Here is an 18,705-nt window from a genome sequence, read left to right as displayed (position 1 = left end):
CCTCCCGTTTAAAGCCCGTCGGCTATCGATTAGCTAACCGGAAGTTTACCGCCATTCCGTAAGGCAAACGCAAATAAGACCGGAATTATTCCGGCCGTCTTATAGGACTCACTACATGCTTACAGCGCGGATGAAATATCTCGCGCCTCGGTAACGCGCCAATCTCCGGATAATCTCCCGGAGCGTCCGGCGTTAATTTTACGATGCGCCCTTCCCAATTACGACACGCATCCTTTGCGCCATGACTCGATATGCGTCCGTACATAACTTCGCGATCCAGCGCTTCGTTAATCGTCCCGTCGATTTGAGCTCGCATCATCTTCGTACGCACAACGGTCTCGACGTAAACTTCCGGTTTCCAACGTCTACCCGCCGCGTCGATAATTCCCGTCTCCACCGCGCTATTCAACGTCTGACGCATACGCTGCAAAATGTCGGCGCTAATCGTTCGGCGTCCGTTTATCCCCGCAGCCATGTTCGCACGCATTCCGTCGGCTGTCGCTTGCCGAACCGCTTGTCTAACGCGCCGATCGACGTTCTGCGTGACCGCGAGCAAGTCCGCCTGCGTATCCGCAATTGCCGCCGCAACCATTTCGCGATTAGTCCGATTAAACTTGACGATGTCGCGCGCTTCTTCTATCGTTGCGACTACGCCAAGGTCGATAATGGCTCGCGTTATGCCATCCGTCACTGCGATCGGAATATTAGCGACAACCCATTCGGCCGATTCATCGTTAAGCTCGGAAAGGATCTCGGCGACTTCCTTGAGGGCGGCCGTTGCTTGGGCGCGAGACATATCGGTTAGATCCATGCGCGATAATTCGGCGGTAATACCGCGTACCGCCCGTTTATATGCGTTTATCAACCGTTCGATATCGCGGTCATAGTTCGGTTCCGGAAACATTACGCAGCACCGCCGGTTTCGTTAAAAATCGAAGCATCTACCGTGCCGTTAACGCGTGTCTCATCGTCCTCGATACGTCCTATCGCTTGGTCCGCTTGGGCGTCAGTAAGTCCATCGAGACGTTTTACTGCGTCTCTTACGGATAATGTCGGCTTTCCACCGGTTCTGATTTGGGCTATCTCCGCCTGTTCCCTCTCATCTGTCGGCAGACCGTCGTTAAATACGATGTGGGGAATTGTCGGTGTGTAATCAATAGATGTAGTCGTCTGCGCTTGCTCCAAAAGCTGAGCGATAAGTAGTACTTCTTTTAGAGCTGCGTCGAAGTATTGCCGCTTTCGTCCTATCTTAGAAAGTAATGGACCCATCCGATATTTTACGGATAGTCCTGACGCCCCGCTCGTACCTGCATTTTCTTTACCTAGAGCAACCGGAGGTAGCTCAGATGTTGTGAGCAGAATGTCGACCAGTTTATCCAACGCTTTAAAGGCTGACTCTAGTTGTCCATCCCAAGTGACATACTGAGGAATGATATCGTCCTTCCCCAATACTTCAAATACCTTAGCATACGCGGCTTTTTGAACTGGTGCACCGTCGGGTCCTTCTTCAAGAACACCAGTCGGTACGGTTAAAATGGGATCTGCGTGCTTATCCAGTATCGAGGCGATCTGAGTGAGTCTATGGTTAATCTCTGCTAAAATACCTCGGTGTTCGGTTATGTCGTCTATCCCTTCCCAACTGTCGTCTAAAGCATAATTTGGGACGTGGACTACTAGTGGGATAGGGACTCCGGTCTCAATTTGATTCTCAGGCTTTTTTAAGACAGCGGTAATTACCCAAGAGGTAACTCTACCGTCAATAACACTTGTGGGCCGCATACCGTAACTAGCCTCAGTTATATATCCGGGGTAATGACTTTCTACGAAAAGTTCCCAGGCTTGCCTCCCGTCCACAATACTCGATACGGGAATCGCGATATGATAGGCGACTATCTCCTTACTATTCCCCGGCAAAGTTTCAGGAAAGACGTATGAAGCATTTTGAGTTTCTATGACCACTCGATACGGGTCTATGCTTTCGGGAAGACTTCCTCTAAATTTCTGTGCCCATTTTATTTTGTAAAATGCATCGCCACGAAAGGCGTTTCCGTGAGCCGTCTCATAATTTTTTAAGTTCAGCGAACTATTTTTCACAATCCGGTCAATGGCCGCCTGCTCCGGAGACCCCTCTTCTCCCGCACTATACATAGGCTCTTCACCGAATAGCAAATCTGCTGCCTTTTTGCATATGAGCCCTGCAAAGTTTGCTGATACGTATGGTCGATCTTCTAGCGCACTATTAATTTTCTGTAGCAGCTCCACGTTCCCCTTAATCAGAGCGGAGTTCGTCGCGTATCTTTCTACTCTCACTTTATGGTCTTTTGGCGGGTATTCTGCACCAACACTAAACAATGTTGTTATGCCCCCTTTCGTTATAGCCCCTTCGGCTTTCTATTCCACGTTCTCCCTTGCCTTCCGATTCCCCCAGCGAGCTCCACTACCCCCGCTAAACTATCCGGTAAGTCATCGTGAGTTCCGGAAGGGAATTGCTCCATTTGTTCGAGAAGCAGCCGATGACTACGGTTAAAACGCAAAAAACCACTTTCAACAAGTGGCTCCAAGGATTCGATCCGCTCAGATTTTCTTTTTCGAGTTACAATCGGCTTAATTCTAGTGCTCCCGTACCCTTCTTTTAATACTTTCTCCCGTAATTGTCGGTACATATCATGCTGTGCGCCTACTGTCTCTACTCCAAAACTTTTGTAGTGATTTCGTTTGATTAATTCGAACGCTTCCTCTAAAGCTATGTGAGATGGGCACTTCTTCGCCCAGGCTTCCAGAACATACATAACTCCTGTTTTCCTGTTCTTTCCGATAGTCACAATGGCGTTGTAGTCGGAACGGCTGCTCTTGCCTTGCGCAATATCCCAAAAAGCGAACAAATCAAGCGGTATGATTTTACCGTTTTCGTCCAACAAATCGGATTCGTCGTAATAGCGGAAATTATCTGGATGGAATATAGCTGATTCCTCATCAATTGGAGTATTTTGGTACTCAGTATTGAACGCCTTCGACCCGTTATCCCATTTCCACGTCATGAGCTTCCAGATCGGCTGCGCTTCCGGCCATAATACGATGGTACCCTTGTCCATATCTTCCCTATTTTCCGTATAAAACTTGATTGCCGCTTCTACGCGATCAGGTATATCCGGGTTAAGGTATATCTCCCTACACTTCTCCCACAGATCGAGTCGTTCGGGCTCCTGAATTAGAGCTTTATATAGTTGCGAGCGAAAGTCTGACCGTTTCATGACTGTTCGTAGTAAAGACTCCGCATGAACGACGGTTCCCATGTAAACGAAGGCTGTCCGCTTACCTTTCGGATCACCCAGCGGTACAACCGTTTGCGAAAACCAGTCGCGCATTTCCTGACGAAGCTGAGGTGTGTTCGTATTACGCTTATCTTCGAGATCGTCGCATATAATTAGATCCGGCCTTACTCCGTTCCAGTTACGTCCACGAAGCGCCTGATTACTTGATGCTGCTTCTACTTTAGTGAGTTGCTTCTGTCCTCCATTTGGCAGCGGCTCCCACGCTACAAATTCAGTCGTATTGTCTTTAGGGTTCATTTGTTGCTTCGGATGTAACAATGGTCCGAAGTCTCTTCGCAATTTTTCGTTACTTTTAAGCTGATTTGCGATCCATTCCAGATTACCCGTTGATACCGCCGGCGTCTCCGATATGATAATTTCGTACTTGCGTTTCCGATACACAATCTCGCGCAAGGGAAACGCCTTGGATAAATACGTTGATTTCGCGTGTGAACGAGGCGCCGCTACCGCAACCTTATCGTTCATCACTACGTTACTCACATCGTCCATAATCACGGCGATTTCACGGTGAAAATCAGGCGCTTCCGCCACGTCCGTAATATCGAATCCGTCCCAATTGCCCGCGTTGCCCGGATTCTTTGCTTCCGAGAAGTATTCGAGCGCGAACGCAATCAAATCGACCTCACTCTCGTTAATTCGGATGAGTCTATCCGCCTCTTCAATCAAGGCGATTAGTTCCGTCTCTTCCTCGCTAGTTAGCGAATCAAGGTTCGCAGTCATGGCGCTGATTAATTCGTCAATTTGCGTTAAAGAATCAACTCTTTCGTCGCGGTTATACCAACGGTCATTTATCCACGCGATAACTACGTCACCTCCTCGTTAAATTAGCGGCTTGATGTGCTGATTAGGGTAAAACTATGCGCGAATGCTAAAACGTCTAATTCTACGTAAATTCCACGCCACTTTTATTACGTGCTCCTATGTAAAGTTCAAAGTTAATTTTAGTACGTGGATTTTTCCCGCGCCTTGCGTGACGTTTAAGAGGGCGCCGGGGGTGTACCGCCCTTCTTCAATGTATGAATTTGTATCTTTTCTTACATTCAAATCCTTGATTTATAAGGCATAGAATGATATTATCAAACTATTATAAGGTAATCGTACATTCAACGTATGAAAGCGAGTGGTTTTTATGAGCGATAAGTATAACGTAGAGCCGTTAAGAAACGCTATCGACATCGAAGATATGAAGCAATCATTAAGGCGTTGGTGCGGAGAGAAGTACCGCTTCATGTTCGTACTTGGTATTAATACGGGACTACGCGTATCGGATATCTTACCGCTAAAGGTATCGGATGTACGTGGTAAGGATCACGTTACCATCACGGAATCAAAGAGCGGTAAGAAGCGCCGTGTCTACTTGCGCCCTATAGCGGATGAAACAGACGCTTATACACGCGGTATGAATGCGGACGACTGGCTGTTTCCCAGCCGCAAGGGCAGCGGTTATATAACGCCTACACAAGCGTATCGCGCACTCGTTAAGGCTGGCGACATGATCGACCGCAATGATATCGGTACGCACACCATGCGCAAGACATTCGGTTATCACTATTACAAGCGTACGAAAGACGTAGCCGCGCTCCAGGAACTGTTTAACCACTCGGCTCCATCGATTACTAAACGTTACATCGGTATTACCGCGGACGAAATCGACCAGTCACTCGAAGGGTTCCGCTTATAAAAACAAAAGGGCCCACGCTAAATGTAGGCCCTTTTTCGTATTTATTTAGCGCATCAAAAAAATTTCGAAGGGTGCGCGTCCGAAATGCGCCGTTGATGTTTTAAGGATTCCCGTCAACCAGTATCAACGTAATTAAATTTATTGCTTCATTATATACGCTTAAAATTACGCTTCTTTACGCGACTGGTACTCTTGGATTCTACGGGTAAGCTCTTCCCGGTCCATTCCGCTAACATCCGTCTTCACGACGTCCACTTTCTCCGTAAGCATTTCGCCCATCGTTAGAATTAACTTGGCCGCTGTAGCGTTGCGATCTTCTACTGACGCTTGCACCATCGCATCGACAACTTCCGGTATCTTAACGACCGTGTTTCGGCTTATCTGACGCTTAAGCTCGCGTTCGAACAACGGATCTTTTAGCCAATCGTAAATCGCTTGTCGGGACACTCCCGCTTCTGTCCCGATCTCTTCCATCGTCTTACCTCCGCGTTTAGGAAGCGCTAGATACTGTATCGCAATCATGTGATGCGCTTCTAGTCGTTTTAGTGCCATATAATTACGTCCTCCCTTCCGTTGATTAAATCGTCTAGGCATAACGTTTAATCAACGTTGTCTATACGCTCACTTAGCGTTCGCTTAACGCTCTACATCCGTTATTCCGCGCCATTTAACGCTATAGATATAAACGGATAATACTAACGCTAATAACGCGTTATTGATACGTTTGAACATGCGCTTATCCTCGCCTTCATGAGATACTTCGTTGAATATGCTTCATGTATCTAACAAACAAAAAAGAGATAAGCTTCGGGCTTTCGCCCTTGCACTCCCGCACTTTCGTGCAGTCGTACTTAACTTATCTCACGCGCATAATTATTTAATTATTAATTGTCGCGTCTACTTATAAAGGAACGATAGTGACTGAATAAGTTGGCGCAATGTTTTGTTTGTTATTATTATGTTCGTTGTTATTACGTTTGTTCTTATTACCGTCACTCTCCGGTGAATTAGGTAATTCACTCTACAGTGCATTAGGTAAATCACTCTGGAGTGAATGACCATATAACTCGCCCAGATTCCGTCTAATTTGCTCGTCAGTCAGCTCGCTATAATATTGCGGATAGTATAGTTTATCGCGCTTGTTCCCCGCATAATCGTACGCAGATTTAACGAGTCCCACCGCTTCCAACACGTCACATAACGGCCGTATACGGTTCCTACCGATTCCCGTCTCGTCAGCAATCCGCTGTACCGATGGAAACGCGGACATGTACCGGTCGTTACCAGGCTGTCCGTTAACCATCGATAAAAGATACGTATACAGCGCGGCAATATGTACGTTACTCTTGTCGTATTCACGCGCGATAGGTACGATTCTGCGAAACAAGTCATGCGGGACCGGAGCGTAGTGGCCCCGATCCAAGCACTGCGATTTCTTATACTCGGCTTCTTGCGCTAATTTACGGAATTGTTCGCTCATACTCCACACTCCACTCCAAATTTATTGTTACTTACTCACGGAATACTCGTCTAACGCGTTACGAACCGCGTCTGTCTTCTCAAACAGCCAGAAGCGGCCACTAGTTTTTTCGTTAATTCCTACGCAAATATATCGGATGCCCTTCGCGCGCAAAAAGTGGAACATTGCCGGCGAATAGCAGTAAAGGTAAGCGTTGTTCATATTAGCAATCCCCTCTCAATTAAACTCAACGACGGTACTCGTAGAACCTTCTTCAAGCGATTGTTCGAAATCATAGTTGAAGTCGTCAGCCTCTTCGTAAGTGTCGAAAAGTTCGAAAGTTTCCTTTCCTTCTTCGCACAATAGGTAGTCCGAACCGTCAACTTTAATTTGGATTGCATATCTCATCACTTAACACTCTCCCTGGTTATATTTTCGTTCCCAAACGGGAATAAGACCGCGCAATGGCGGCCTTTCAATTACGTAGGTACATTTTGATGTGAAATATAGGGGGTAAACGGAAAAATGTGCGAGTATTTCTACTAAGTTGTAATAAATTTAAAGGCTTACACTTACTCTAAATATACCGTCAACATGGGACAAATCGTGCCTTGTTTTCCCGAACTTTTTTTCTAATCCGAGATAGCCGTTTCCGCGCAGCTTCGCAAGATAGTCCACTAATTTCCGCCGCCCTCGCTCCTGACATGACGTAGTATCCTTCACGCGTCACTCCGTACGTTGAGGTCTCCCCATTTCGCAGGTCTGTAGCGGCTTGCTGTGCGAGCTTTTGCAAAAACTCCGCTTGTGCTTCCGTAATATACCGCCGCCAAACCGCCTCATCTCCCACTTCCATGCCGATAACGGTGCCGACGGGACTCATTGCCCGCGGCTGAACCATCCAGTTGACGCCTCCTTTTCGAACTCTACGAAACCCGTTCCTGAGCGATTGGAGTCCGTAATAACGTATCATTAGCGCATGGTTCACGTACTTAACGATTTCTCTTTCCGTTCGTCTGAGGTCGACAAATCTTAGCGCATATTTTAATGCCGCCTCCATATCCGCCGTGACCTCCGTTCGTATCCGCTCCTCTTCTATGCGCGCGCTCAATTCAACTTTTTCAACATCCGAGAGTGCGCGGCTAAAACATTTCTGATCAAACTCCGTTCCTTCTTCATCGTACAGTCGTGCGATTTCTTCCGAAGAATTCCGGAGCCAGTGTAGCAACTTCGGCGTGATGTCGTATGTGCAAACGTACCCGTTCCAGTCGATCGGTTCGAACGGTACTTGAAAGCCTAAGTCGATTGTTAGTATTGATAACTGGCGATTGAGTTCGTCGTACGCCCAGGACGCCGGTTTCCGGATGTGGTACGCATGCTTAACCGCCTTCTCTCGTATCGCTCGAATACGATACGAGATGTACTCGTGAGGATACGCGAGCGATATACTAACTTCGTTTCCCTCTACGGTTCTGTAATTACGTGTTGGGTTTTTCAAGAAGTCTATTGTCTCCGCATCCTCCATAATGCGCATAACGACGCTTAAGTTCTCTTTTTCTTGATAAGCTGCGATCGCGGATTTTAAGTCCATGTTGTCCCTCCTTTTATGATTTTTGTACTAATGTTAATATCGGAGCCGACAATGTGCGTGTCCGTGGTTCCGTTACACGTTTTCTGCGACTAGTTTTTCGGGTTACTTCCCCAGGACGCTGACCTTCTCGGTCAACATTCGCTCTGATTCCCCTCCTTTCAAGTGTTTCGTGAATTAAGAGGCGGCCCTTTTGAGTCCAACGAGTGTGTACAACTGACTTTTCCTTCCCGTTTCTTTGTATTACGTTGAAGGATTCCGACTTTGTATATCCTCTGTTCATATAATCTACCTTAAGTATCCACTGCTTATTTACTTTTCGCTGAATACTCTCCTCCTTTAATATCTCGTTTAGTTCACGCGCAGAAAGTCCATAATCTGCAGCTATTTGAGTTATGCAGATCGTACTCTCTGAGCTGAGAATTTGATCTAGATAACTTAATTTCTCGGACTGTTCCTCTATCTTCTGCATAAGAAGCTGACATTCACCCTCTTTAGCAAGTAGCTCTCTCCGTTCCTCAATCCACCGTTCGGCCCGTTGTACTTCATCCTGGATCATATACGAGGGCACCACTACCGCAGTTGATGATCTTAATTGTGCCCCCATTTCCCTGAACTCCTCCAGAAATCTGAGCTTAAATCGGATAGCATCGGGCGTAGTATATGACATTACCAATAAAGCAAAACCGTCTTCTGAGAGTAGATACTTGCGATAAAAGCTCTTATTTTGCTCATTCTGGTAATAAGCCTCTCCAAAGTTGGATACACCCCATTCGCGCTCGTCGGCTTCGTCTAATTTCCTTAATTGGACCTCGATATCTCTTAACACATGGGCATGCGTCTTTCCGAACTCTTTTGCTACGGTAAGACTGTCGGTCACTACTCTTCCGTTCTCAATGAACACTAATTGACTCATACTAAACACTCTCCCTTAGTTTTTTTTAACTTGCCTGTTCGTAAGATATATCTATAATTAGGGGCTCCCCAGGTTCGTGAAACCCTAGGACCTTTCGAAACTCCTGAGAAAAACTCTCTAAAGCAGATAGCGATGTTCTTAATTCTGACCTTACGGCTAAGTCCGCGTTTGCAAAAGTCTCGGGGAATTTCGCTAAGTATGCGTGTTCTTTTATCAACTCGTGCACATGAGATGTAAAAAGCTTTGATTTTTCGGCTATATGCGTGTCGTCATCTAATGTATGAAATACGCTGTCCCTCGGTTGAGTTAGTACCGCATCGAGCGTAGTCCGAATAAGATCGTAGTCCTCCTCCGCTTTCTCGCGCGCCTCCCTCTCCGCTTTAAGCGCTGCTTTAACCTCACGCAGTTCCCGTACGGTCATTTCGTCTACTGTTTTAGTTGCGCCGGATGATGGGATGGTGTGCGGTTGGGAAACGAAGTCGCCGCGGTCGATGTCGGATGGGAGCGAGAGCATTTCGAAGATTTTCCCGACGGGTAAATGTCGCGACGTCGTGACATCCGTAAACTGCTCGTAAGATTGAACTAATTTTGCCGCCGTTTTCCTATTAAAGTCGATGCTACTTAGCCATTCAACATACTGACCGTGCGCCAAGTCGTTCTCCTTTACGTGTTTCAAGCGGCGGCCAATTTCGAATATTGCTTCGCCGGCGACTCGTTTATATGCGTTGATTTCGGCTGTAATGATGGGTAGTTCCTTAGACAACTCTGAAATTTCATTCATTGATCTTGTCCTCCTTTCTTTTAGCTCATGATTCGCTTCGCTCATTCTCGCCGTCACTATCGTTCCGATGTATCTTTATATACGCGTTAATAGATATTTAGATATTGATACGCGCACTAGGAATGAGGTACGAATGACGACGTGCAATGTATTGTTTCTCTCTTACTTCTTTCTCTTTTAAAACCTTTCTATCTTTACAGTGTCCTAGGGCGTACTACCGGTGGTGTCCCAGGACATACTACGCGTAGTGTCCCTGCGCGACTTACTCCCCCCTACGCAGCTCCACGCTTCTTCCTCGCCTGATACAACGCAAGATCCGGCATTATCTTAACGCCATCCTCATCGACAATGTACCCGTCGTCAGTTATTCGCGGGCAATACGATGGGAAATACCACTTAAATTTGCGCGTGTTCTCCCAATGCGTAGCCGTCCGAATAATCCCGTTAGTCTCCAGGATGTCAGCGAGTTGTTTAATGCGACTACGATCCAAGCGCAGTGCCTCCGTTAATGTATCGTAGGATATAAAACACGCGCCGAACCTATCGTTAATTGTTCCGTCTGCTCGCAAGTAATTACCGTCAATGTACGATTGAAGCGTAAAGTAGAACGCAACGATATCGCGTATTTCCGGCTTTCGTCTGGCTTCTGCGTATACAATGTCGTAAGTCTCCCGGATAATTCGCGGAAAGACTCTGCGCACGAGCTCGCGATTGTACACTTCGAATCCCTTCGGACTGGCGAGTAGCGTTTGCTTATCGTTTGGTAACTCGGTCATGCTGCGGATTCACCTCCTCTCGTTTGGTCTTATACTATAGAAAAGGACAGCTAATTGACGATTAGGGACAACTCTAGTAAAAATCGCCCCACGTATATACAAACAGAACCCAACTGCCAATCGGCACACTATCAGGATAAATTCCCCCTATATATACCCTTAGCGACGGTCAACCTCTGTTTCGCGTACTCTTTTCGTATTTTTTTTAAATGAATTTCCCCTCATAACGTATAGCCCGGTCCGATTCCATTTCGCACGGCTTTTACGCAAATTTATTTTCGTTATACTAATTTATTTACCGCTACTTCTCGATTCGTACAAAAGCGGCCGCTCGTTTGGCGCCGAGTCGACCGCTAATTAGTAAGCATATTTTTAATAAGGACACGAGATTTTCGAATTATAGATTCTTAGCGGCCACTATTTGGCGCTAGCGACCGCATGTTTTACCGAAGTTTGGCGCCTCCGGAAATTTTTGTGCAATTTTTGAAACCTGGACAAGGGTCGGTCGTATTACCGTGTATAAAACATTTACATATGATCTTCCGTTGGCATACGGTCGATCGAACACCGTTGGCGCGGTGGTATTACTACGCTAATAACAAAAGTGAAAGGTCGATCCAATTACCCGCGGCTGTACGCACATACAGTCGCCCGGCCATTCGCTTACCTGCTATATAACGCGTCATATCGGCATCACATCCGGAACATCGTAAGAAGGCGCGAGTATGTAGGCTACGTAATCGAATGCGCTCATACTCCGGAGCTTGTCCGCGAATTGCTCTAAACTACCGCTCCATTTGAACATCACGGTCAGCCCGTCGTACATATAAGTTCCGGTTTCATCCGTGGGTTTAACGCTTGTGACTTCAACTTTACCTGGACATTTAGGGTCGGAAAATACCGCGGTATCCTCAGAAGTTAGGATCGCGTTGTAAGTGAGGATTTCGTTATTATCGGGGTCAACATAATTAACGTTACAATTGCGATAATCAGTTTGTGTCAGCGTTTCCTGTGCCATATCTGTACCTCCGCGTAAGCTCGCCAGCATGATTTTTAAATGCGCGTTACAGTACGATGTTACGTGAATAATTGCGGCTAACCGCTACCGGCTTCACACCGGTTTCAATGTAGAGCCACTACATATCGTCAGGCGGCGAAATAACTTGGAAATCGAAAACACTGTTCATGTGATGCATAACGTCAAGCGTAAGCCAGTCGAGGACTTCGCGCCCCATTAACTTCGCGACAATCTGCGGTATGACAAGTTCAGCGGCTCGCGTTTCGTTCTGAGCGAGGGTTATGCGCGACGTATCGGTATCCACTACGAAAAACTTCTTGAGGCCGGTCTGGTAAATTTGCAATACTTTGCCGAGGTAAATACTTTGATCTAGCTTGTACACGGCGTAATAAGGTTTGATGAGGTAAGCATCGTGAATCATGTCGTAGTGCTGCTCCTCTTCCTCATAGACATAAAGCAACGTCACTCGTTCTAGGATCGGGATATCGTTTTTCACGGCAGAAGCAACTCCTTTAAGATCAATGATATAAACCATGCGACAACTTTTAGTAAGGTAATTCGACGACGGCGCTTTACACTTGGTCTTGAAATGGTGCGTGATGGCATATTGTTATAAGAATCAATAGTAAATTGTGAATACACTATGGTCACTCCTTTGGCTTGTCCTTTGTTTATCGTCTGTAGTTTAACTACTGTTATAATATACCGACTGTCGATAAACGTCAAGCGGTAATTCCCAAAAAATTATAAATTATGTATAATGGATTTAAGAGGTGAAGGTTAAGTGGCATTTAATTTTAAACTAAACCAAATAATCGAAGAACAAAGTATCACACGTAATGCTCTCGCTCGTGAAGCTAAAGTGCGGCCTAACCTTATCTATGAGATGTGCGACAATAACACTAAGCGTATCGAGCTCGGTAACTTTGAGAAGATTCTGCTGGCGTTATTCCACATGACCGGCCATAAGTACGAAGTTAAGGATTTAATTGAATATCAGTACGACGAATGAAACTGTCTGTAAGGCGGTTTCTTTTTTTGTCTAAAGTTTAACGTCAGTTGACTTATTTTTAACGAATAACGGCAGACGATTAATCATACTATTTACTATTCCCGCGGAATGTTCCGCGCTATATACCCGGAGGTGCTTAAATGCTTATCACGTATGGAGCTATCGCCACTATCGCAATTACCGGTTCTATCATCGAAAACCGCTGCCGAGTCGCAGGCAATACGGTCGGGGCGTTATCCGCCCGCAGATTCACGCGCATATTCGTCCTAACGGCCGGCGTTTTAATCGCGATCGACTGGTTCACGTCTGCAGTCGCGTTGATTAAATGAGCGTGTCCGATTACCGTAGAATTAGCGTGATATTAGCGTAGATACTCCGAGAGGTACGTATATCCCTCCGGCTCACTGAACGGCGCTAATTTCACGCGGAAATACGGTAAACAGTGTCATATACGTATAGGAAAATCGCTACCCTCTGTTCGCGCCAATATTCCGATCAATGTTCCGAAAATAACGGGACAATGCCGCAGCTAACCCCTCCCCCTTTATACCGTCCGTCATTCCAATTACCATACGTGCCGAGAATATACGATCGGAAGACTACCAATCTTACAGCGGTGCGCGATTCGGCTTGTACGCTACTATTCCGATGATGCGAAAGAACCTTAGATTGTAAGGAGGCCCTTTATGTTGACTTTAGGAATTTCTTTATTAGTCGGGTCTGTTGGTACTCTCATACACAACTTATCTTTTTCTTCTTCTTTTTCTTTTAGGAAGCACTTCCCTGTAGCTTGCCGCACGCTCGGTCTCTCCGTCACACACGGCAATGAAATCGCGCTGCCATCCGTTAACAAGGTAATCAACGAATCCTGGGGCGTTCGGCTACTCGTCGGCTTACCGGTCGGCTTATCTAGCGCAAAGGTTATCGATCATAAGGACGCTATTGCCGAAGCGTTACGTGTGCCGGCGGATAGCGTGGAAATGCGCTACGCGAACGATGGGCTTATCGTAGACATCGTTACGCAGCAGATGCCGACTAGACTCCCGTATAAGGCGCCAGACGATCCGGATAGTTATCGCGTACTTATCGGAGTGAATCAGCGTAATGAGCCACGCTATTACGACTTTGACGGCAGCTATCCGCATTTACTCATTGGCGGCATATCTGGCGGAGGTAAGTCCGTTATACTGCGCTCTATATTGACGACGCTTGTAAGCGGGCCGGCTCCGGATCTTTATCTATGCGATTTAAAGGGCGGCGTCGAACTCGGCATATTCCGGCGTTTAGCCTGCGTTAAGGGATTCGGTACAACAATCGAGGATGTGCGGAGACTTGCCGCGGAGCTCGAAGCGGAGATGCTGCGAAGATATGCGATACTGGCCGAAAATGGTGCGCAGTCCTGGACCGGTAAGAAGGCGATTCTCGTTATTGATGAGTTGGCGGATTTCAAATCGAGGGCCGGCGATCCTGACGCGAAGGTTAAGGCGGAGATTAAAGCGATTATTGCGAGGATATCGGCGAAAGGTCGGGCTGCAGGCGTATTACTTGTGCTCGCGACGCAACGACCAAGTGCGGACGTAGTGGACGGGATGATTAAAACGAATATAGCCGCGTCCATCTGCTTTAGAACGCGCGACACCACGCAATCGCGGATTATACTCGATAGTCCGGCCGCCGCCGATTTACCGGATATTCCCGGGCGTCTTATATTTCAAACCGCGTATGACGAGACATTGCAAGCGCCGTTCCTTTCTGCAGAGGAAGCGCGCAGATTAATAGCGGATTTACCGCAAAGACAACACGAGGAGGTAGTGCAAAATGAACCGCACATTAATCAAGCAGACGCGATGGACTGCGATATTATCGAGCTTTGACACGTACGGATATTTAACGACTTCGCAAGTCCAAGGGCTCCATAATCTCGGTGGCCGGCGGAATACCACGCGCATTCTTAACGACATGAGCGAGTTTCTATCATCATTTCGCGATGGTGAGTCCGTGTATTATCTTAACGCACGCGGACGCAAGGAAATCGGCAGCGAGAAACCGCAGCTCAGGCGTACGCAGCACGTCGGCCATACAATTATGCGGAATGACGTTATAATCGCGCTGCAGCCGGAAATATGGCGCCCGGAGTATACGATTAAGTGGGATAATAACGCGATCCAGGCAGACGCCTTACTGCGGACTAAGAGCGCGTATACGTTCCTCGAAGTGGACCGGACGCAGAGTATGGCGCAGAATCAACGTAAGCTCGATATGTATCGCGCGTTAAAGGACACGGGAAGATGGCAAGCGAAGAATGGACCGTTTCCATTGCTGCTATTCATTACGGTGAGCGTTTATAGGGCCGAAAGATTGCGCGAGATATTGAGTAAATCGGGGATGGATGCGCAAGTGTTGACGATCGAGGATTTACGTTAGATAAGAAAGACCGCAGCTCTAACGAGTTTAGCGGTCTCTTAACGTTTTATAACGAAGTTAATCCGTAAGCATAACCAATAATCATTCCGAGTATCGTACAGCCGATAGAAGCAACCATAATTATAAATCCGTGAACATCCTTCTGTTCTTTCTTTTTTACTACATACCCAAGAACAACCCCAATAGCACCGAAAAGTATAGGTACAAATAGCAAAGACAATAGAGTAGCCAACCACCCAAATACTATGTAAGGACTTACACCTGATGGGGCATTTTTCGGCCTACTCTCATTAAATCGATCTTCGAATTTTTTATCTGCTTCCAACACATCACCCCTAGGTAAATAATACCATTGGGGTAATGCTTTAGTCATTAATTATTGAGCTTATATTCCCTCGCCTGCCACTCCGCAAGAGCCTCGCTATAAACATCGAAAAATAACCCTGTCGGCGAGCTAACGTCTATCTTCGGTAAGCCTGTCCGCATATCGATCGCCTTGTTAAAATACCGCTCGCCGGCAAACCGAATAACCTCCGGTTCCAACTGGCCCGGAAAGCGCCTCGTTAACATCGCGTAGATGTCCTCGAAGTAAAATTCGTAAAGCGATGACGTATCGTTAAGCGGTAATTTGCGCAGTTCTTTCGCGAGTGTATCAAGAATAGTTTCCGCGCTCTTACTTACTTTTCTCTTAGAGTCAGTAATACTTAAATCATTAATTACTTGTGTCGGCTTATCCGTTATCGGCTCGTCCTTATCGGGAATTTCCGTATGTGGAATATCCGCACCAGGCTCGTCCATAATCGGCCGCTCATATACGACCGTCTCAACGCCAGTAATACGTTGTGTTTGCTCATCGCGCATCTGTCTCCGCTCAACGTAGCCCGCAGCTTCTAATTCGCGCAACGCCGAATAGACCGAATCACGGCCGTCTTTTGAACGCTTAACGAGGTCAGCGACGTATACCTGCCATCCATTCGGTTTGCTCAACAAATAGGACAGAACCCCCTTCGCTTTAAACGAAAGGCGGTCGTCCGATAAGAAATACGTATCTATTACAGCATATCCGTTCTCGCGCTTAGAAACGCGTACTATACCTGATTTACTATCCTGGGCGCTCACAGTTCCCCTCCTTCGCTTAAATGCTCGAGTGGGGAGTACTTAGCGTGCTGCGCGGATAGATCGACGCCAAACATCGCGACATATACCCTAACCATATCCAGCGACGTGTGTCCCAGTATACGTTGAAGACTAAACGCGTCTCCACCATTGATGATGTATTGTTTGGCAAACGTATGTCGGAAGGTATGACAAGATACTCTGACACCGCGAATGCCAGATTCCTTACCTACCTCTTTTATCGCTTGTTGAATGCCTCGCTTAAGGAAAGGCTTATTGTCGATATTTATAAACACGTAATCATGATCTAACGGTCCGCGATATGCGAGGTATTCCCTCAATTGCTTGTCCAATGTCGCGGAAAAGGGGACTAACCGTTCTTTGCGCCCTTTACCGTAAACTCGAAACTGCCGTTCTTTCCAGTAGATATCGGTTGTCTTTAAATTCTCCAGTTCCGAAAGCCTTATACCCGTATCCAAGAACGTAAGCATTATTGTATACGTGCGCATACCAGTGAACGTGTTTCTATTTGGAGTATCGAGTAGCGCCTTTATTTGTTGAACGTTAAACGTATGGATTAGCTTCTTCTCTGATTTAATCTTCTTTACGTTATCGAACGGCGAATCCATGAGATAACCGTTATTACGTAAGAAGTTAAAAAACGCTTTCCAACCGCGAATATACTTATTAATAGTCTCATCCGATCTACCCTCGCGCTTTTGAACAACGATATCCATAATATGCGCTGTTTTAACGTCAACCGGCCTAAATACGGAGAGTTTATTTAATTGCTGCGTAAGATCCGTCACAATCTCTGTGTAGTATTCGAGTGTACGCGGTGATAAATTCCGATCGGAGCAGTCTTTAAGGAACGTTGCGAGTGCGGCCTTAAAATCGACACTCTCCGGAACATCCTCCGCTTTATATGTATTAGATTTAAGCGTATTCGTCCGCCTTACTCTGCGCTCTAATGCGGGCATACTAAAAACGTCTCCTTTCGTAATTCCCGGACTATTCGCGGAAAAACTACGTTAAAGAGACGTTGACTATACGTATTCGGATTTGATAAAGCGAATCATAAAAAGCGTTATGTATTACGTTGCGGCACACCGAAATATTAACGATATCCCTGCGTACAAGTACCGTATCAGCATGCGTCGGACGTACCTTATTTTAAGTCCTGTGCGTCTGCCGATTCCGCCACTCCCGCTTAAGAAATGGAGGCGCCACCCAGATTCGAACTGGGGATAAAGCTTTTGCAGAGCTGTGCCTTACCACTTGGCTATGGCGCCTTATTATGGAGCGGACGACGGGAATCGAACCCGCGACCCTCGCCTTGGCAAGGCGATGCTCTACCGCTGAGCCACGTCCGCGTAAAAAATGGCTGGGGATATAGGATTCGAACCTATGCGTGACGGAGTCAAAGTCCGTTGCCTTACCGCTTGGCTAATCCCCAATAAAATATAAATGGGGCGATCGATGGGACTTGAACCCACGAATGCCGGAGCCACAATCCGGTGCGTTAACCCCTTCGCCACGACCGCCATATAAATTAAAAGGTAATTTGGCAGGGGCAGCAGGAATTGAACCCACACTAACGGTTTTGGAGACCGCTGTTCTACCTTTAAACTATGCCCCTATGAAACTGGTGGAGGATGATGGATTCGAACCACCGAACCCTTACGGGAGCAGATTTACAGTCTGATGCGTTTGGCCACTTCGCTAATCCTCCATATGAAACTGTGGTGCCGGCGAGAGGACTTGAACCCCCAACCTACTGATTACAAGTCAGTTGCTCTACCAGTTGAGCTACACCGGCACAAGGTGTTAAATGGTGGCTCGGGACGGAATCGAACCGCCGACACGAGGATTTTCAGTCCTCTGCTCTACCGACTGAGCTACCGAGCCATATTATATCATAATAATTCAAATGGCGGAACTGACGGGATTCGAACCCGCGATCTCCTGCGTGACAGGCAGGCATGTTAGGCCTCTACACCACAGTTCCATGTAATTCAATTGCGGGGGCAGGATTTGAACCTGCGACCTTCGGGTTATGAGCCCGACGAGCTACCGAGCTGCTCCACCCCGCGATATTAAGAATGGAGACTGAGGGGATCGAACCCCCGACCCTCTGCTTGTAAGGCAGATGCTCTCCCAGCTGAGCTAAGTCTCCATTATGTAAGTAATTAAAGAAAATGACCCGTAGGGGATTCGAACCCCTGTTACCTCCGTGAAAGGGAGGTGTCTTAACCCCTTGACCAACGGGCCTTGCTTATAAAAATAGTGGCGGAGAGAGAGGGATTCGAACCCTCGAGACGCTTTTGGCGCCTACACGATTTCCAATCGTGCTCCTTCGGCCAACTCGGACACCTCTCCATGGCTCCCCGAACAGGACTCGAACCTGTGACAACTCGATTAACAGTCGAGTGCTCTACCAACTGAGCTATCAGGGAATAAAGAACATATGATTGTTCCTTCAAAACTAGATACGAAACAATGTGCGATTTATTGCTTTTCCCCGTTGTTGGGGTATTTTTTGGATAAGCCCTCGACCGATTAGTACTGGTCAGCTCCATGCATTGCTGCACTTCCACCCCCAGCC

18 protein-coding genes and 14 tRNA genes are annotated in these 18,705 nt (G+C 46.9%); 4 read left to right on the top strand and 28 right to left on the bottom strand.

Going from position 1 to position 18,705, the window contains the following annotated elements; translation table 11 throughout:
- Nucleotides 1–85: 85 nt before the first annotated feature.
- The 3 genes from ACFSVM_RS20275 to terL form a co-directional block, all read right to left on the bottom strand.
- Nucleotides 86–904 carry a phage minor capsid protein gene (locus ACFSVM_RS20275; RefSeq protein ID WP_379264165.1) on the bottom strand — a complete coding sequence of 273 codons (819 nt, stop codon included), beginning with the start codon at nucleotides 902–904 and terminating at the stop codon, nucleotides 86–88.
- Nucleotides 904–2,310 (bottom strand): phage portal protein, encoded by a 1,407-nt coding sequence (locus ACFSVM_RS20270; RefSeq protein WP_379264420.1) that lies wholly within the window; start codon nucleotides 2,308–2,310, stop codon nucleotides 904–906. Before ACFSVM_RS20270 ends, ACFSVM_RS20275 begins: the two co-directional genes overlap by 1 nt.
- Before the next feature lie 62 nt (nucleotides 2,311–2,372).
- Nucleotides 2,373–4,052: a phage terminase large subunit gene (terL, locus tag ACFSVM_RS20265; protein ID WP_379264163.1), complete on the bottom strand. Its 1,680-nt coding sequence runs from the start codon at nucleotides 4,050–4,052 to the stop codon at nucleotides 2,373–2,375.
- Nucleotides 4,053–4,461: 409 nt separating this feature from the next.
- On the opposite strand from terL, the gene ACFSVM_RS20260 reads away from it, so the two are divergent.
- Complete coding sequence (locus ACFSVM_RS20260) at nucleotides 4,462–5,013, top strand: site-specific integrase (RefSeq protein WP_379264161.1); 552 nt, start codon at nucleotides 4,462–4,464, stop codon at nucleotides 5,011–5,013.
- Nucleotides 5,014–5,178: 165 nt separating this feature from the next.
- Here the strand turns inward: ACFSVM_RS20260 and ACFSVM_RS20255 are convergent, their stop codons facing one another.
- The 8 genes from ACFSVM_RS20255 to ACFSVM_RS20220 all read right to left on the bottom strand — a co-directional run bounded on the left by ACFSVM_RS20255 (nucleotide 5,179) and on the right by ACFSVM_RS20220 (nucleotide 12,044).
- Nucleotides 5,179–5,565 (bottom strand): phBC6A51 family helix-turn-helix protein, encoded by a 387-nt coding sequence (locus ACFSVM_RS20255; protein WP_379264159.1) that lies wholly within the window; start codon nucleotides 5,563–5,565, stop codon nucleotides 5,179–5,181.
- A gap of 469 nt (nucleotides 5,566–6,034) precedes the next feature.
- Entirely contained in the window at nucleotides 6,035–6,493 is a 459-nt protein-coding gene (locus ACFSVM_RS20250) for a hypothetical protein (RefSeq protein ID WP_379264157.1), read from the bottom strand.
- A 568-nt stretch (nucleotides 6,494–7,061) separates the two neighbouring features.
- Nucleotides 7,062–7,697 (bottom strand): hypothetical protein, encoded by a 636-nt coding sequence (locus tag ACFSVM_RS20245; protein ID WP_379264155.1) that lies wholly within the window; start codon nucleotides 7,695–7,697, stop codon nucleotides 7,062–7,064.
- Between the two features lie 376 nt (nucleotides 7,698–8,073).
- Nucleotides 8,074–8,973 (bottom strand): phage antirepressor KilAC domain-containing protein, encoded by a 900-nt coding sequence (locus tag ACFSVM_RS20240; RefSeq protein WP_379264153.1) that lies wholly within the window; start codon nucleotides 8,971–8,973, stop codon nucleotides 8,074–8,076.
- Between the two features lie 25 nt (nucleotides 8,974–8,998).
- A complete protein-coding gene (locus ACFSVM_RS20235; protein WP_379264152.1) occupies nucleotides 8,999–9,754 on the bottom strand; it encodes a DUF3102 domain-containing protein in 756 nt (251 codons plus the stop codon).
- Nucleotides 9,755–10,026: 272 nt separating this feature from the next.
- Complete coding sequence (locus tag ACFSVM_RS20230) at nucleotides 10,027–10,530, bottom strand: hypothetical protein (RefSeq protein WP_379264150.1); 504 nt, start codon at nucleotides 10,528–10,530, stop codon at nucleotides 10,027–10,029.
- 682 nt (nucleotides 10,531–11,212) lie between these two features.
- Nucleotides 11,213–11,548 (bottom strand): hypothetical protein, encoded by a 336-nt coding sequence (locus tag ACFSVM_RS20225; protein WP_379264148.1) that lies wholly within the window; start codon nucleotides 11,546–11,548, stop codon nucleotides 11,213–11,215.
- A gap of 118 nt (nucleotides 11,549–11,666) precedes the next feature.
- Nucleotides 11,667–12,044, bottom strand: coding sequence for a hypothetical protein (locus tag ACFSVM_RS20220; protein WP_379264146.1), 378 nt, complete (start codon nucleotides 12,042–12,044; stop codon nucleotides 11,667–11,669).
- A gap of 288 nt (nucleotides 12,045–12,332) precedes the next feature.
- On the opposite strand from ACFSVM_RS20220, the gene ACFSVM_RS20215 reads away from it, so the two are divergent.
- The 3 genes from ACFSVM_RS20215 to ACFSVM_RS20205 all read left to right on the top strand — a co-directional run bounded on the left by ACFSVM_RS20215 (nucleotide 12,333) and on the right by ACFSVM_RS20205 (nucleotide 14,984).
- The gene (locus ACFSVM_RS20215; protein ID WP_379264144.1) at nucleotides 12,333–12,560 is read left to right on the top strand and encodes a helix-turn-helix domain-containing protein; all 228 of its coding nucleotides are present in this window, start codon (nucleotides 12,333–12,335) and stop codon (nucleotides 12,558–12,560) included.
- A gap of 686 nt (nucleotides 12,561–13,246) precedes the next feature.
- Nucleotides 13,247–14,434 carry an FtsK/SpoIIIE domain-containing protein gene (locus ACFSVM_RS20210; RefSeq protein ID WP_379264142.1) on the top strand — a complete coding sequence of 396 codons (1,188 nt, stop codon included), beginning with the start codon at nucleotides 13,247–13,249 and terminating at the stop codon, nucleotides 14,432–14,434.
- The gene (locus ACFSVM_RS20205; RefSeq protein WP_379264140.1) at nucleotides 14,379–14,984 is read left to right on the top strand and encodes a replication-relaxation family protein; all 606 of its coding nucleotides are present in this window, start codon (nucleotides 14,379–14,381) and stop codon (nucleotides 14,982–14,984) included. Before ACFSVM_RS20210 ends, ACFSVM_RS20205 begins: the two co-directional genes overlap by 56 nt.
- A gap of 46 nt (nucleotides 14,985–15,030) precedes the next feature.
- Here ACFSVM_RS20205 and ACFSVM_RS20200 read toward each other — a convergent pair whose 3' ends face one another.
- The 17 genes from ACFSVM_RS20200 to ACFSVM_RS20120 all read right to left on the bottom strand — a co-directional run bounded on the left by ACFSVM_RS20200 (nucleotide 15,031) and on the right by ACFSVM_RS20120 (nucleotide 18,556).
- Nucleotides 15,031–15,309, bottom strand: a complete 279-nt coding sequence (locus ACFSVM_RS20200; RefSeq protein ID WP_379264138.1) for a hypothetical protein — start codon at nucleotides 15,307–15,309, stop codon at nucleotides 15,031–15,033.
- 47 nt (nucleotides 15,310–15,356) lie between these two features.
- Nucleotides 15,357–16,103, bottom strand: a complete 747-nt coding sequence (locus ACFSVM_RS20195; RefSeq protein ID WP_379264136.1) for a helix-turn-helix domain-containing protein — start codon at nucleotides 16,101–16,103, stop codon at nucleotides 15,357–15,359.
- A complete protein-coding gene (locus ACFSVM_RS20190) occupies nucleotides 16,100–17,080 on the bottom strand; it encodes a tyrosine-type recombinase/integrase (RefSeq protein WP_379264134.1) in 981 nt (326 codons plus the stop codon). The genes ACFSVM_RS20195 and ACFSVM_RS20190 overlap by 4 nt, the downstream gene beginning before the upstream one ends.
- Before the next feature lie 238 nt (nucleotides 17,081–17,318).
- A tRNA-Cys gene (locus ACFSVM_RS20185) sits at nucleotides 17,319–17,392 on the bottom strand.
- A 6-nt stretch (nucleotides 17,393–17,398) separates the two neighbouring features.
- Nucleotides 17,399–17,473, bottom strand: a tRNA-Gly gene (locus ACFSVM_RS20180).
- A gap of 8 nt (nucleotides 17,474–17,481) precedes the next feature.
- Nucleotides 17,482–17,556 (bottom strand) — tRNA-Gln (locus ACFSVM_RS20175).
- A 12-nt stretch (nucleotides 17,557–17,568) separates the two neighbouring features.
- Nucleotides 17,569–17,644 (bottom strand) — tRNA-His (locus tag ACFSVM_RS20170).
- Nucleotides 17,645–17,665: 21 nt separating this feature from the next.
- Nucleotides 17,666–17,739 (bottom strand) — tRNA-Trp (locus tag ACFSVM_RS20165).
- Between the two features lie 7 nt (nucleotides 17,740–17,746).
- A tRNA-Tyr gene (locus ACFSVM_RS20160) sits at nucleotides 17,747–17,832 on the bottom strand.
- An 11-nt stretch (nucleotides 17,833–17,843) separates the two neighbouring features.
- Nucleotides 17,844–17,919 (bottom strand) — tRNA-Thr (locus ACFSVM_RS20155).
- A 13-nt stretch (nucleotides 17,920–17,932) separates the two neighbouring features.
- Nucleotides 17,933–18,008, bottom strand: a tRNA-Phe gene (locus ACFSVM_RS20150).
- A 23-nt stretch (nucleotides 18,009–18,031) separates the two neighbouring features.
- A tRNA-Asp gene (locus ACFSVM_RS20145) sits at nucleotides 18,032–18,108 on the bottom strand.
- A gap of 11 nt (nucleotides 18,109–18,119) precedes the next feature.
- Nucleotides 18,120–18,193: transfer RNA gene (locus tag ACFSVM_RS20140), tRNA-Met, on the bottom strand.
- 10 nt (nucleotides 18,194–18,203) lie between these two features.
- Nucleotides 18,204–18,276: transfer RNA gene (locus ACFSVM_RS20135), tRNA-Val, on the bottom strand.
- 23 nt (nucleotides 18,277–18,299) lie between these two features.
- Nucleotides 18,300–18,371 (bottom strand) — tRNA-Glu (locus tag ACFSVM_RS20130).
- Between the two features lie 16 nt (nucleotides 18,372–18,387).
- A tRNA-Ser gene (locus tag ACFSVM_RS20125) sits at nucleotides 18,388–18,479 on the bottom strand.
- 1 nt (nucleotide 18,480) lies between these two features.
- A tRNA-Asn gene (locus ACFSVM_RS20120) sits at nucleotides 18,481–18,556 on the bottom strand.
- Nucleotides 18,557–18,705 lie beyond the last annotated feature (149 nt).

This window comes from Paenibacillus shunpengii (assembly GCF_042684905.1).
In the GTDB taxonomy this organism is placed as follows: Bacteria; Bacillota; Bacilli; order Paenibacillales; family Paenibacillaceae; genus Paenibacillus; species Paenibacillus shunpengii.
This window is presented reverse-complemented; position numbering and strand designations above follow the sequence as displayed.